This window comes from Moorena sp. SIO2C4 (assembly GCF_010672485.1).
Taxonomy (GTDB): Bacteria; Cyanobacteriota; Cyanobacteriia; order Cyanobacteriales; family Coleofasciculaceae; genus Moorena; species Moorena producens.
The window spans coordinates 1-12223 of sequence record NZ_JAAHGN010000088.1; the positions used below are offsets into that span (position 1 = coordinate 1).

At 42.1% G+C, this 12223-nt stretch carries 15 protein-coding genes and 1 pseudogene; 5 read left to right on the plus strand and 11 right to left on the minus strand.

Going from position 1 to position 12223, the window contains the following annotated elements; translation table 11 throughout:
• Positions 1–36: 36 nt before the first annotated feature.
• The 10 genes and pseudogenes from F6K20_RS07415 to F6K20_RS07460 form a co-directional block, all read right to left on the minus strand.
• The gene (locus F6K20_RS07415; RefSeq protein WP_008182959.1) at positions 37–453 is read right to left on the minus strand and encodes a helix-turn-helix domain-containing protein; all 417 of its coding nucleotides are present in this window, start codon (positions 451–453) and stop codon (positions 37–39) included.
• A gap of 79 nt (positions 454–532) precedes the next feature.
• Positions 533–679, minus strand: a complete 147-nt coding sequence (locus F6K20_RS07420; RefSeq protein ID WP_161603151.1) for a hypothetical protein — start codon at positions 677–679, stop codon at positions 533–535.
• Between the two features lie 353 nt (positions 680–1032).
• Entirely contained in the window at positions 1033–2484 is a 1452-nt protein-coding gene (locus F6K20_RS07425) for an MFS transporter (RefSeq protein WP_008182961.1), read from the minus strand.
• Positions 2485–3083: 599 nt separating this feature from the next.
• Positions 3084–3845 carry a class I SAM-dependent methyltransferase gene (locus tag F6K20_RS07430; RefSeq protein ID WP_008182965.1) on the minus strand — a complete coding sequence of 254 codons (762 nt, stop codon included), beginning with the start codon at positions 3843–3845 and terminating at the stop codon, positions 3084–3086.
• 106 nt (positions 3846–3951) lie between these two features.
• On the minus strand, positions 3952–4812 hold the full coding sequence (locus F6K20_RS07435) for an AAA family ATPase (protein WP_287294275.1): 861 nt from the start codon (positions 4810–4812) through the stop codon (positions 3952–3954).
• A 50-nt stretch (positions 4813–4862) separates the two neighbouring features.
• Entirely contained in the window at positions 4863–6032 is a 1170-nt protein-coding gene (locus F6K20_RS07440; protein ID WP_008182969.1) for a LeuA family protein, read from the minus strand.
• Between the two features lie 105 nt (positions 6033–6137).
• Positions 6138–6341: pseudogene (locus tag F6K20_RS07445) on the minus strand (recombinase family protein); the annotation flags it as partial.
• Positions 6266–6553, minus strand: a complete 288-nt coding sequence (locus F6K20_RS07450) for a hypothetical protein (RefSeq protein WP_131826834.1) — start codon at positions 6551–6553, stop codon at positions 6266–6268. The pseudogene F6K20_RS07445 and the gene F6K20_RS07450, both read right to left, overlap by 76 nt.
• A gap of 657 nt (positions 6554–7210) precedes the next feature.
• Positions 7211–7333 carry a hypothetical protein gene (locus F6K20_RS07455; RefSeq protein ID WP_267875502.1) on the minus strand — a complete coding sequence of 41 codons (123 nt, stop codon included), beginning with the start codon at positions 7331–7333 and terminating at the stop codon, positions 7211–7213.
• A gap of 82 nt (positions 7334–7415) precedes the next feature.
• A complete protein-coding gene (locus F6K20_RS07460) occupies positions 7416–7577 on the minus strand; it encodes a hypothetical protein (protein WP_154659758.1) in 162 nt (53 codons plus the stop codon).
• 228 nt (positions 7578–7805) lie between these two features.
• On the opposite strand from F6K20_RS07460, the gene F6K20_RS07465 reads away from it, so the two are divergent.
• Positions 7806–8138, plus strand: coding sequence for a hypothetical protein (locus tag F6K20_RS07465; RefSeq protein ID WP_008182974.1), 333 nt, complete (start codon positions 7806–7808; stop codon positions 8136–8138).
• Positions 8135–8470, plus strand: coding sequence for a hypothetical protein (locus F6K20_RS07470; protein WP_008182976.1), 336 nt, complete (start codon positions 8135–8137; stop codon positions 8468–8470). The genes F6K20_RS07465 and F6K20_RS07470 overlap by 4 nt, the downstream gene beginning before the upstream one ends.
• Positions 8471–8611: 141 nt before the next feature.
• Here the strand turns inward: F6K20_RS07470 and F6K20_RS07475 are convergent, their stop codons facing one another.
• A complete protein-coding gene (locus F6K20_RS07475) occupies positions 8612–9016 on the minus strand; it encodes a Spy/CpxP family protein refolding chaperone (protein WP_008182978.1) in 405 nt (134 codons plus the stop codon).
• 224 nt (positions 9017–9240) lie between these two features.
• Here F6K20_RS07475 and F6K20_RS07480 point away from each other — a divergent pair, with 224 nt between their 5' ends.
• From F6K20_RS07480 to F6K20_RS40530, 3 genes are all read left to right on the plus strand, one after another.
• Positions 9241–10479, plus strand: a complete 1239-nt coding sequence (locus tag F6K20_RS07480; RefSeq protein WP_287294277.1) for a sensor histidine kinase — start codon at positions 9241–9243, stop codon at positions 10477–10479.
• A gap of 246 nt (positions 10480–10725) precedes the next feature.
• A complete protein-coding gene (locus F6K20_RS07485) occupies positions 10726–11373 on the plus strand; it encodes a response regulator (RefSeq protein WP_044492827.1) in 648 nt (215 codons plus the stop codon).
• A gap of 391 nt (positions 11374–11764) precedes the next feature.
• Complete coding sequence (locus F6K20_RS40530) at positions 11765–11962, plus strand: hypothetical protein (protein ID WP_044492812.1); 198 nt, start codon at positions 11765–11767, stop codon at positions 11960–11962.
• Positions 11963–12223: the final 261 nt, after the last annotated feature.

Below are 12223 nucleotides of genomic sequence, written 5' to 3' on the forward strand. Positions count from 1 at the left end.
TCAGGTAGATGTCTAGTCAGGTAAGCTGTTACCAAATCAAATAACTTTAAAATCAGAGATAGTCTCAATCCACACCCTTGCTCCACATTTGAGGGGATCATCGGGGCGATACATCACTCGACAGGGCCCATTGACTTCCACGGTATGACCATAAGTGTTTTGAGAGCCTCGTTTGACGGTAATCACAGGGTTGCGCTCTCCCGTCGTGAGATTTTTCCGAATTACCCTTTGATTAACATGAATCACAGCCTTAGTGTACTCTCTGCGCTTTGACCAGTTCCGCTTTGGACCGCGAGTGCCAGGAGTAACTACTGGCATGCCATCAAACAGAGGAATCACCCAAGTTCTACCCACTTTATAGGCTCCTTTCACTCTGCCTTTGCTCAGAAGGTAACGGACGCGAGTGGCGGAAACACCTAGTAAATCGGCGGCTTGTGCGGTAGAAATCATCATGGGTGGTTAACCATTGCGTTAACGATACTGTTAATATAACAGAATTTTGGAGAAGATGCAAGGAATAGGATTTTAGGTATTAATTACTAGGTCTAGGTGCAGGGAGCAGGGAGCAGGGAGCAGGGAAAAAATTCTGTATAGTGCGTTCGCTTTTAGCGTGGCCTACGGCCAATCGCGTAGCGGCTCTTTTGGAGCATCCCGTAGCGTGACCTATGATCAATCGCATTCGAGGCAAAGCGCCTCCGTTGCGGCTTTCCAAAAAACTATTGCATTGACGCATCAATAATGACTGTGGGTGGCCACATCAAAGTTAATTATTAGCTACAGTAAATGCGTTCGCGTAGGGTGACCTATAGTCAATCCCATTATCAGTCAAAGCGCCTAGTTCTGGGTTTCCAAAAAACTATTGCATTGGCGCACCGATAAATCCATAGGGGAGATAGTTTTTTGATAAAATAATAATATCATGTCCGGATAATTAGTGATAAAAAACCTTCTGGGATTACACCTTACTCTTTTACTTCTGCCTTCGATTTCCGCCTAGTGTAAGTATTCAACCGGACATGATATTAAAACTAATTAAGTCCGATTTATTCTTAGCCTTTGATTTTGCCGCTGCCATAGGAATCCACATATAACTAGCCCAATCACAAGAATTGCAGAGACAATGCGAAAACTTACTTGTTCTCCAAACACTAAAGCCTCAACTGGCGCTGTTGTCACTGAAAATTGGGTGTCTACTGGGAGTTGGCTAGCAGATAAGCGGGAAAACAGAATTCCAATCAGCGTTATACCCATAACCTGACCTAAGGCTTGTGAAAAGAACCAGAGTCCAGAGGCAACACTGAGATATTGTGGAGGTATGCTGCCCATAATCGCACTTTGGTTAGAAGGTTGGAAAAAACCGCAACCGATTCCAAAGGGGAGCATGCGCAATAAATAGCCCTTAACCGTCAACTCTTGGCTAAAGGTGCTGATTGTCAAGCAGCCGATCAGTAATAATGTCATTCCGATCGTACTAATGCTTCTTTCGCCAAAACGATCGGCCAGGTATCCAGCTACAGTACCTACACAGATTGCTAATATAGGCAGCACCGCTATCAATAATCCTACTTGTTGTTCGGAATAATGCTTAACGAGTTTTATAAAAAAGGGCAAAATGAACATGACAGCAGTGGCAAAAGCATAGTAAATTAAACTTAGCAGTAGACGGAAACTTAATTCCCGCGATCGAAATAAACTCAGGTTCAGCAATGGTCGATCTGATTGCTTCTGAGACCACAAAAAACTAACGCAACCCATTACCGCGATCACAAATAAAACCCAGGTTATTTTGCCATCTAAATCCTCTCCTTGTATGCGTGTTATTCCCAGGAATAAACAAGTTAACGTTATCGCTAAAATCAATGCTCCCCAAAAATCAAAATCCGCATCTGACCTATTGCTACTGCCCCTGGGAACTGCCAGCATCGCTAACACTATGCCGATGGAACAAATTGGCACATTAACCAAGAAAACTGAACGCCAACCCAAGTGCTCTATCAGCACTCCTCCTGCCGTCGGTCCCAATGATACGCCCACCCAACCCGTGCTAGTAATAATCCCCAGGGCTAGTCCTCGCTTGGCATCAGGGAACACTTCAGTCGCGATCACGGGCGCTAGGACTGCAATAAACACAGCCCCGATTCCCTGAAATATACGTGCTGCAATCAATAAGTTAATTGTAGTGGCGATTCCACAGATCAATGAACTTATGGTAAATGCTGCGAGTCCGATCATATAGAGCCATTTCTTGCTCCACATATCCCCCAAGCGAGCCACACAAAGCACCAGGATCGCCAGCACCAGAAAATAACTCATAGGAACCCATTCAACAGTGGCAAAGTCGCTATGCAAATCTTCTACCAGTGTTGGCAAAGCCAAATTGACAATATGAACATCTAGGGAGAACAGAAACGTTCCTAAACTCACAGCCAATAAGACCCACCATTGTTTAGAGATAGCTGTTTCACTGGCTTCTTGACTTTTCATATGCTCTCACAAATAGTTATTTTGGCTCTTTGGTACTTACTAGATCAATCCTAAATGAGTTGTACAACAAAAGCTTATTCAATTCTTTACTAAGTAGGTGGGTTTAATTATCCGTCAAATAGCGATTGATAGTCACAATGTTTAAAACATCTTGACTACAGTTTTCCAGCTTCATTCTGGAATTCGGAGTTTTAACGTTTATTTATGCCCACCTACTTATCCAGTAATTTTAGCGCTTATCCTCCAGAAGAGTTGCACAAATAATTTAGGCTCAGTCTACACCAACAGCCATTGGACCATACCATTGACTATACCATTTACGAAGCTCTTTACTCGTGGCACCAAAAGGAGGTTTATCTTTTTGCTCCAGAAGATGAGCAACCATTGCAGAGCTACGTGCACAGAGGAATAGTCCTGTTCCATAGGGTGGCATCCAGGGTTATTTCATTCTGGATCTAGGTAACGAGTTTAAAGGCTTTCAGCCATCACATACCTGAATGCTCGAAGGCTGAAAAGACGTATCCTCGTCAATGCATAAAATATTGCAATTTAGAATGAAACAGCCCTGCTCTAATATTTATCGGGCACCGACAGAAATTTTAATTTATCCGACCAACTCTCATGTGTAATGGCCATTGAAATAAAATTTTCCTCTCGGGATCGCCCCAAGCCTTGACTAGACGCTTGGAGAATTCTAACATTGGTTCGTGGGATTGAACATAAATCATTTTTTGAACAGCAGACACACTATTCAAATATCCAAGGAATTCTTCCATGTTCCATTGGCATTCCATTGTGAAAATAGGTGTTTTTAACTCAGCAAAAGGGAAAGGAATGGTTTGATACTTTTGAATAAGTAGTTTTATTTCTTCAGCTCCAAACTGGTCAAAGACAGTAGTAAAAAAATCTCTCAACATTTGCTTCAAATGTTCTTCTTCTCGGAGCAAATTAAAATACCAGTATCCCCAGATAGCAATAATTCCTCCAGGCTTAGAAATCCGCTGAACTTCCTGATAAAATTCTTCCAGATTAAACCAATGAACTGCTTCGGCAACAGTTATTAAATCTATAGATTGATTCGCTAGCCCAACTTTTTCTGCAACTGCCAAAGAATATTTAATCTTATCATGATTAAATGCATAACTAATTTGCTTTTCGCTAGCATCTGTAGCATAAATTTTTTGAAAATGAGATGTTAATCCCAAGGCTACTTGACCATTACCAGTTGCACAATCCCAAGCAGCTTTACATTCGGTGACTTGAGTAGCTAAATACTCGAATAAAGCTTCTGGATAATGAGGTCTATAGTTTGCATAATTATCTGCTTGCTTCGAGAAATAGTCCTTAAATTGTTTGACCAAGTTTCTTCTCCTACGAACTTTCGCTCTCCTCCGACGCCAAGACCCGCCGGTTCAGTATTCTCTAGCAACCCGGTTTCTTAACCGATGCTCTAGCTTGATGATACCCTCAACCAGACGAGATAAAACACTGAACCTCTTGTGCAATCAAGTGAGGAGCATAGCCAGTTGTATTAATGAACAGAGTTCGACTTGGGGCTAAATCTTCTAAAATGGATCTAGTTTCGTATGGATTATAGTTGCATTTTTCTGCAACAATAATCTTTAAGCAATCTCGTAATTCATGTATGGAAAAGTAACCTTTATTCACTTTTGCTAGGATCTCTTGTGTTTGTTCATGGGCAAAAAGATTGCTATACTCTGGTATCCCTAATTCAGCAAAACTACTGATTTTATTTTCATTGTAATTAGATTTTATTGGGCTAGATTGCGCAATGCGATCAAACAAATCCTTACGAGTTAACAGGCGTTCCAATCGGACATAGTTAGGAGCTTCCAAAACTAAAAACTTAGCTTTTGGTAGAATTTTGATTGCGTATTTTACCTCCTGCTTTCCTCGCAAACCATCAAAAAGTAGCGGAAAGCAAAGTTGAGACGGATTAATCTGTAATTTGCTCAAAATATGGACTATTCCCTCAGGAAAAAGTTCCTTATAGCGACGGGTATAGGAGAAGCGTGTAACACGGCAGGTAATATCATCTTCTTTTTCTGCTCCATCGATCTGCATCACCGTCGGAATAATAAATTTATCAGTTAAAGTACGACGATTAGGAAACAGCGTAAAGTTTAGCTCTGTATCGGATAAAGCATTGATAAGTGTACTTTTACCGACTCCCGTCAACCCAACTAAAATAAACAAGGGCTGTTCAACAAGCGGCAGCCAGCCATCAACCGCTGATAATCCGTATCTAATCCCAGAGCTCAACTCTATAGACTCTATAGACTTAGTTTGTTTTTGGTTTAATGGCATTATTAGTAAAGTGTTATAGACCTAAGCATTCTTCACTCAAAGTGAGAATATTATTCACAATTATCAAAAGCAAAACATTGATTAACTATGTGGGGCAATTCGTTGTCAATATCAATACCAGTCCCTCGTTTAGCCAGCACTTTAACCTCATTGAGAATGCAATTCATTAAAACCCTATTATTGGTCACTCCCTCTTGACCAATTTGTTCCAGAGCTAACTCAACTGAAGCTCTGCCCGATTGCATTCCTAATGCTAAGTTATTTTTGTTTGTCAAACTAGCAAGAGCTAAACTTTGGTAAAGCATCGGATCTTTAGCAATTGCTTTGACGTGAACCCCAGCATAGTGAGTGAACGCATTTTTTCCCATAATGGGTAAAATAGGCGGAATTGAAATATGGGAATATTCACTCACAATATGGTATAGATCCTTAAGATAGTTAAACTCCCAAGGCAATTCTGATTCAACCATCTCGCCCAAATTGACCAACAATGTTGCTAAATCAACAATACCAGCACGTTCTCCTAACCCCATCACAGTTACATCGATAATGTCTGCTCCAGCCTGGTAAGCATCAAGAGCATTAGCCAGTGCTAAACCTCTATCATTGTGACAATGAACAGCAATTTTAGGATATAGCTGTTGTCCAGCTAGTTTTTCCTTCAAAGTTTTGACAAAATACGAGTAACTGCGATCGTTCTTAAATGGAGTAGCATATCCTGTTGTGTCTGCGATGCTAATAATATCTGCGCCTGCTTGTACCGCAGCGCTTGCTACTTCAATAACTTGTTCGATTGAGGTACGTGTCGTATCTTCTGGTGTATAGCGAATTAATAGGTTTGGGTTTTGTGCTTTGGCATAGCCAATAACTTCCACCACTTGCTCAATGGCATTTTCGATTGTAATTTGGTAGTCACGCTCTAAACGGTGATTGGCAACACTCAAGAAGATACCCAAAAAATCGATTTTACAATCTAATGCTTTTTGAACATGATCGATGCGACAAAGAGAGTGAGCACCAATCTTAGCATTCAATCCCGCATTAGAAACCAAGGCTACAGCTTCACAAATTTCAGGATCAACAGCAGGATTTCCTACTTCAATAATATCAATACCAATTCGATCTAAAAGTTGAGCAATTAATAACTTGGTTTCAGGGGAAAAATAAACACCAGGAGTTTGTTCTCCTTCTCTTAGGGTAGAGTCAAGAATCTGCAACATTAAGTTAAAAAATATCCTTTTCTGGTAATTAACTAAGCGTAGTCAAAACTTGCTTCCAGGCTTGAGGGCATCATAGAATTAAATGCAGTCGTTTTCAATATGAGCATGGAAAATCAGTTTACCACTACTGGGGTCAGTGGCAATGGCTTCTGTGAGGCTTTGTAGCTCGATGCCTCTGTTAGACAGGGTTTCGACCATCTCAATTAAATCTTTGAGTGAGCGTCCCAACCGGTCTAAACGCCACACCACCAGTACATCTCCAGTTCGGGCGATGGATAGGGCTTGTTGTAAACCGGGTCTGGCAGCATTACTACGACCGAATCTGGTTTACTCGTATTCCCTCGAAGCACTGCACCCCTTGATGACTGCCATTTTCTAAGATGTGTCAGGCAGTCAGGATAGATAGTCCCTGAAAATGAAAAATTACCAATCAAGTCGTTCAGGTTTCTATTCCGAACATACAGTTGCTCTGGATTGAACCTGGGTCCGTCAATATCTGTACCAATATATCGATATCCCATGTTATATTAGTATCTCCTAAGGTATAACTAAGCTTAGATTTATCTCTCAATTCAGCTCTACAACCCAGTGTCGAGGTAAAACTTGAAGCCCAGATTCACTTGGCTTGATTGCTTATAAGTGTTCACTACATACTTGACTCACTTACTAGTCAAATTAGTACCACTATCCTCACCCAAGACCAACATCTGGTTCAAGCTAGACATTCTTCCATATCCTCAATACTTCCCCAGCTTCATGGGGAAAGCATTTTTCTTCATAAATCTTAAAATAGGTTGGTGGCGATCGCCTATTTCCTGAATTTTTACTTTATAAATGCTCTGTTTGAGCAAATATATAGTTTTTAACCTCCCCAGCTTCAATCTACATCTTCTTACTCTAGAATGATTTGCCCTGCACAATGTAGGGGATGATCCGGGGGATACATTACTCTAGATGGTCTATTGACTTTCACGGTATGACCATAAGTGTTTTGAGAGCCTCGTTTTACGATAATCAACAGCGTTGCACTCCCCTTGAGATTGTTGCAAATTACCTTCTGATTAACCTGGATAACAGTAGTGGTAATCTCTACCCTTTGAGCAGTTCCAAAAAACTATTGCATTGGCGCACCGATAAGTCAAATGGGTGGCGACATCTGTGGCTAATCGTATTAATGACTAATTACAGTAAATGCGATCGCGTAGCGGCTCTTTTGGAGCATCGCTTTTAGCGTGGCCTACGGCCAATCGCGTAGCGGCTCTTTTGGAGCATCCCGTAGCTTGACCTATGGTCAATGCCATGATCAGCGCCTCGGTTCCAAGTTTCCAAAAAACTATTGCATTGGCGCACCGATAAGCCAAATGGGTAGCGCTATAGCAAATTTCAGGCAAATACTTGATATTTGGCTAAAATTACCATAATATCATAAATAGGTTGATACAGCAAGCCCACCGAGACGAGCCGTAACCAACCGGGAGCGAGATGCCAGACCCATAGCTTTGCCCGGCAAGGTCTGCCACTGGCTCTTGCAATCAAGAAGGCCACTTATTTGAACTTCCCCATCCGTCGCAGGAATAGGGATTCCCAGGCACAACCTAATTGGCTGTTATCGACCTGGGCGTAACTTTCCCCCGCACGGTCGGTAGCTGGTAGGGTCAATACCCAGTTTTTTTTTGAGACCCTTATTTTTTATATTAACACTATTTAAAATTCATCCCCGACCTAAGAGGACGGGGTATTCTTTTCCCTTTAAAACTCTCTCCTTCGAGAATAATGAAAAATTATCCAAAGAAGGATCCACAGACACACAACCCAAGTTGTGCCAAAGCCCAGGTCGATGGATATCAGCAAGCTCTTAGGGATTTTGGCATCACTGAATTACTCGCGAAGCTCAGCCATTGCAGTGAAACTGGCTTCCATACCAGGCTACCGATCCAGCCTATTGAAGCTGATGCTATTGCTGCAGTGCTAATTCAGCAACTCACTACCAGTCTCAACCCTAGCTGGCTAGCTCCCTATCTCCATGGCTTTCAACATCACCAAGGAGTAACAGATATAGCCTGGGAAAACCATTTGCTTTCTTTAGCGCTGGAGGTGGCATCATGAACAAACCTGATGCTTCCTTAACTCAGGCCAAGCAAGAGCTAATTAAACAATACAGCTCCTGTCAACTCGGGATGACACCAAAGGAATTCTACAGCAAATGGCCCGTGACTCACTCAATGATGGCCATGATTTGCTCCCGTTCGGTAGCGACAGTGGGGCGCTGGTTTAGCCGGGGTCGTAATTATCTGCGGCCTCAACCATCGGATTTGCGTCATCTGGCTCTGATGGATTTTTTGTTGGAGCACTTTGAGGAGATTCCCGTTCGCGTAGCGTGGCCTTTGGCCTTAGAACTGCGGAACATGCTCTGTCCCCCAAATCACGATCAGTGCTGACAGCTTGACCGCTGATAGCTGAATGCTTACAAGAAAACTTGTCAATTGTTAATGGTTTTTAGATTAACAATTGACAAGTAACAAGTTAGATCGAGAGAGTTGGTAATTTGTATTCCAAGAGATAATCTATTCCTAGAAAAATCACCTTCCAAATCCGCGCTTACCTCGACGTGAGCGCATTTCTTGACGAATTTGTTGGCGCTGTTCCTCGGTGAGAATACCCCTCATATCTTCTCGTGCTGACTTGTGAATCTCGCGCATTTGGTCTCGCTGCTCTTGAGAGAGATTCATACCCTCCCTTGCTTCTCGGAGTTGACGGCGCAGTGTTTTTATAGTTTGGAACCGCCGTTGTTGCTCGGGAGTGAGAATATCCTCAATTTTAGCTTCAGTATTGTTACGGATGTTTTCAAACTGCTCTTTTTGCTGGTTAGTAAGGTTAAGTTTGGATAAAAATGGAGGCATTCCTTCGGCGTTAACTGCCATGGGAAAAGTAGTGAGGGTAATTGCTGCGATACCTGCAAATAGAGAAAAGCGTTTGATGTTCATGATGTTCACTCTTTAGCTATTTATAAGTATGTATTTTGTGATCTGATTTCTGTTTGATGTCTCTATCCTAAAAACGGAGAGGGTGAAACCACATGAGGCAAAAGACCTGAATTCCTCTAGGACTTTAGTCCTGGGCTAGATATGACCAATGGGTCTTGCGTTACCTTCGACACATGGATTAAGGTTGTTGGTTGTTTGTTATTGGTTGTTTACAAGAATCGTGAATGCGCCATCCTATTCACATTACTAACCACCCAATTCGATTTCTGCTCTACCTGGAGTGGATACTGCTGATCATTACCGCTTTGGTGGAATTACTAAAACTTCCTTTTCCCCCGCTACCTAGGTCGCCACTACTCAATCTTGTTTTCCTGGGAGTATTTGGGTTAATGGGATTGAGATTACCAACAAATCAGCCTATTTATAAGATACTTTACACCGCCGCCGAAATTGGGGTAATTCTCTTAGCGTCCATAGTGGGACACATTCGGCTGTTGCAACTGATGTTAATTATATTAGTTGTTCGCAACTGTTTTATCTTTGAGTTCCAAGGTCGCTTAGTGATGACTGGATTTGCGCTGATATTATTCCTAATGAGGCAAATGGTTCGATTTCAGCATCATGCTCTGAGGCATCGTCCTCCCTTTAGACCACCTCCTGTGTTCAGACCACCACCGACAGGGTTGATTCCGGAGCGATTACTATTTATCTTATTGAGTTCTGTCTTGATATTTGTATTGGTTTTAATCGTTTTGCAGCTATTAGTGGATGCTGTACTATCAGAACGAAAAAGTCGGGAAGACCTGGCACAGGCTAATGCTCAACTGCGTCAATATTCCCTCCGGATTGAAGATATTGCTACGCTGCAAGAACGTAACCGTATTGCTCGGGAAATTCATGACTCCTTAGGACATTCTTTAACTGTATTCAATTTACACTTGGAAGCAGCTTTAAGACTATTACAATCTGACCCGGCTGAAGCCAAAGAATTTATATTAGAAGCGAAACAACTGGGTAAAACTGCTCTGAAGGATGTACGTCAATCCGTTGCTTCCTTGCGTTTAAATCCTTTACAAGAGCAATCTCTAGAAAATGCGATCGCATCCCTAATCGACGACTTCCAAAAGTCCACAGCCATCTCACCCACATACCATCTTAACCTAAAGCGTTCAATCCCTGGCGACATCAAAATCGCAGTTTACCGTATTGTCCAAGAAGGGTTGACAAATATCTTTAAATATGCTAAACCTACTCAAGTATACATCCAAATTAAGACAGCAACAGATTTACAATTAATTATTAAAGATAATGGTATTGGATTTTCCCTCAACCAGAACACAACCGGTTTTGGTTTACAAGGAATGCGAGAACGCACCCAAGCCTTAGGAGGAACCTTTAAAATTGAGACAGCACCAGGAGCTGGCTGCAAAATTATCGCTCATTTTCCCTTACCAAAGGTTTAATTTATATAGCAATCAGCAATCAGCAATCAGCAATCAGCAATCAGCGGTCAGCAATCAGCAATCAGCAATCAGTTATCAGCAATCAGTTATCAGCAATCAGCGGTCAGCAATCAGCGGTCAGCTATCAGCTATCAGTTTATGCTTACATGAGCTTTTACCCAGACTTTCAATTTTCATTAATCTCGAACTATTAAATTATCCCATTTGAGGTTGATTTTCAGCTGACAGTTGATAACTTTATTAATGATGATTCGTATTTTACTCGTAGATGACCAGAGTCTAATTCGGCGTGGATTAAAAGCCTTGCTGAAGTTAGAAGAAGACTTACAGGTAGTCGGTGAAGCCGAGAATGGACAAACTGCAATTAGTTTGGTAAAAACTTTACAGCCAGATGTTATACTAATGGATATTCGGATGCCTGTCATGGATGGCGTCGCTGCCACTCGGGAAATTTGTCAGCAATTCCCAGATACAAAGGTATTAGTACTAACTACCTTTGATGATGACCAGTACGTTACCCAAGCCATACAGTGCGGAGCAGCCGGATATTTGCTGAAGGATACCCCTCCAGAAGAATTAGCCCAGTCAATTCGAGCGGTGCAAAAAGGTTATACTCAGTTAGGCCCTGGTATAGGCAGAAAAGTCGCTGCTCAAATGCGAGACCCAACTCCGAGTCCACCTCCGGGTTGGGATGAACTAACTCCCAGAGAGCAGGAAATTTTACGACTAATTGCTACCGGTGCTAGCAACCGAGAGATTGCTCAGACGTTGTATATTTCTGAAAAGACCGTGAAAAACCACGTTACTCATATTTTGAGTCGGTTGAATGTACGCGATCGCACTCAAGCAGCAATTTTAGCAAACTCCATGTTTGTAAATTTTAATGATAACTGATTATTGAGCTAGCATTTGTAAGCTGTCAGCCGTCAGCTGTCAGCTGTCAGCTTTATGAATTCCTGACAGCAGACGTAACAGAGATTAAAGCAATCCTTGCCTCTTTTATTCAAAAGCTGTTCCCACCTATAGCAATCTTAAATCATTTGTAAAATCACTGGACTTGTTAAAAAATAGCTCTTTTTCCCTTATGATCTGACTTCTGCCTTCTGCCTCCTGCCTTAAAGCAGCAAATTTATTTCACGAATCAGATAGGACTGCTATAAAGTAGCACTTATAAATAGCTCATAAACAATATTGCTGATTTCTGATAACATCAAAATATTTATTACTGTTCCCTGTTCCCTGCTCCCTGTTCCCTGTTCCCTGTTCCCTGTTCCCTTTACTATATATGAGTTCCTCTTCTCAATCTGAAACTTTGATAATTGCCTACTTTTTTGGCGCTCTTCTCGCTATCACCGTTATGGTTTACTTGCTCAGAGGTTTTGGTATTCTTACCTTTCTTCCTGGTGGTATCCTGTGGCTATTGATCTTGTTATCGATTGGTACAGGTCTAGTTTATGGGGTTCAGAAAACTCGACGTTATTAAGGGAATAGGGAGTAGGGAGTAGGGAGTAGGGAGTAGGGAGTAGGGAGTAGGGGTAAGAAAATTGACTGTAGCTAAGCATTCAGCTATCAGCGTGTCGCGTATCAGCGTGTCGCGTATCAGCCTTGGCCTTTGAGCCACGCTACGGGAATGGCCACGCTACTAGATCGGTACTTTGTGGCATAGGCTTAATGCCTGTGACGTAACGCTGACGGCTGTTCGCGAAGCGTGAGCCTTGGGCTCACGGCTGATAGCTGAATGCTA

Bases quoted from the DNA above. Each gene is read 5' to 3' on its own strand.
- F6K20_RS07420 (WP_161603151.1), bottom strand. From the start codon at position 679: ATGCGATTGATCATAGGTCACGCTACGGGATGCTCCAAAAGAGCCGCT.
- F6K20_RS07465 (WP_008182974.1), top strand. From the start codon at position 7,806: ATGAAAAATTATCCAAAGAAGGATCCACAGACACACAACCCAAGTTGT.
- F6K20_RS07485 (WP_044492827.1), top strand. From the start codon at position 10,726: ATGATTCGTATTTTACTCGTAGATGACCAGAGTCTAATTCGGCGTGGA.
- F6K20_RS07440 (WP_008182969.1), bottom strand. From the start codon at position 6,032: ATGTTGCAGATTCTTGACTCTACCCTAAGAGAAGGAGAACAAACTCCT.
- F6K20_RS07470 (WP_008182976.1), top strand. From the start codon at position 8,135: ATGAACAAACCTGATGCTTCCTTAACTCAGGCCAAGCAAGAGCTAATT.
- F6K20_RS40530 (WP_044492812.1), top strand. From the start codon at position 11,765: ATGAGTTCCTCTTCTCAATCTGAAACTTTGATAATTGCCTACTTTTTT.
- F6K20_RS07415 (WP_008182959.1), bottom strand. From the start codon at position 453: ATGATGATTTCTACCGCACAAGCCGCCGATTTACTAGGTGTTTCCGCC.
- F6K20_RS07425 (WP_008182961.1), bottom strand. From the start codon at position 2,484: ATGAAAAGTCAAGAAGCCAGTGAAACAGCTATCTCTAAACAATGGTGG.
- F6K20_RS07455 (WP_267875502.1), bottom strand. From the start codon at position 7,333: ATGGCATTGACCATAGGTCAAGCTACGGGATGCTCCAAAAGAGCCGCT.
- F6K20_RS07450 (WP_131826834.1), bottom strand. From the start codon at position 6,553: ATGGGATATCGATATATTGGTACAGATATTGACGGACCCAGGTTCAAT.
- F6K20_RS07435 (WP_287294275.1), bottom strand. From the start codon at position 4,812: ATGCCATTAAACCAAAAACAAACTAAGTCTATAGAGTCTATAGAGTTG.
- F6K20_RS07475 (WP_008182978.1), bottom strand. From the start codon at position 9,016: ATGAACATCAAACGCTTTTCTCTATTTGCAGGTATCGCAGCAATTACC.
- F6K20_RS07480 (WP_287294277.1), top strand. From the start codon at position 9,241: ATGCGCCATCCTATTCACATTACTAACCACCCAATTCGATTTCTGCTC.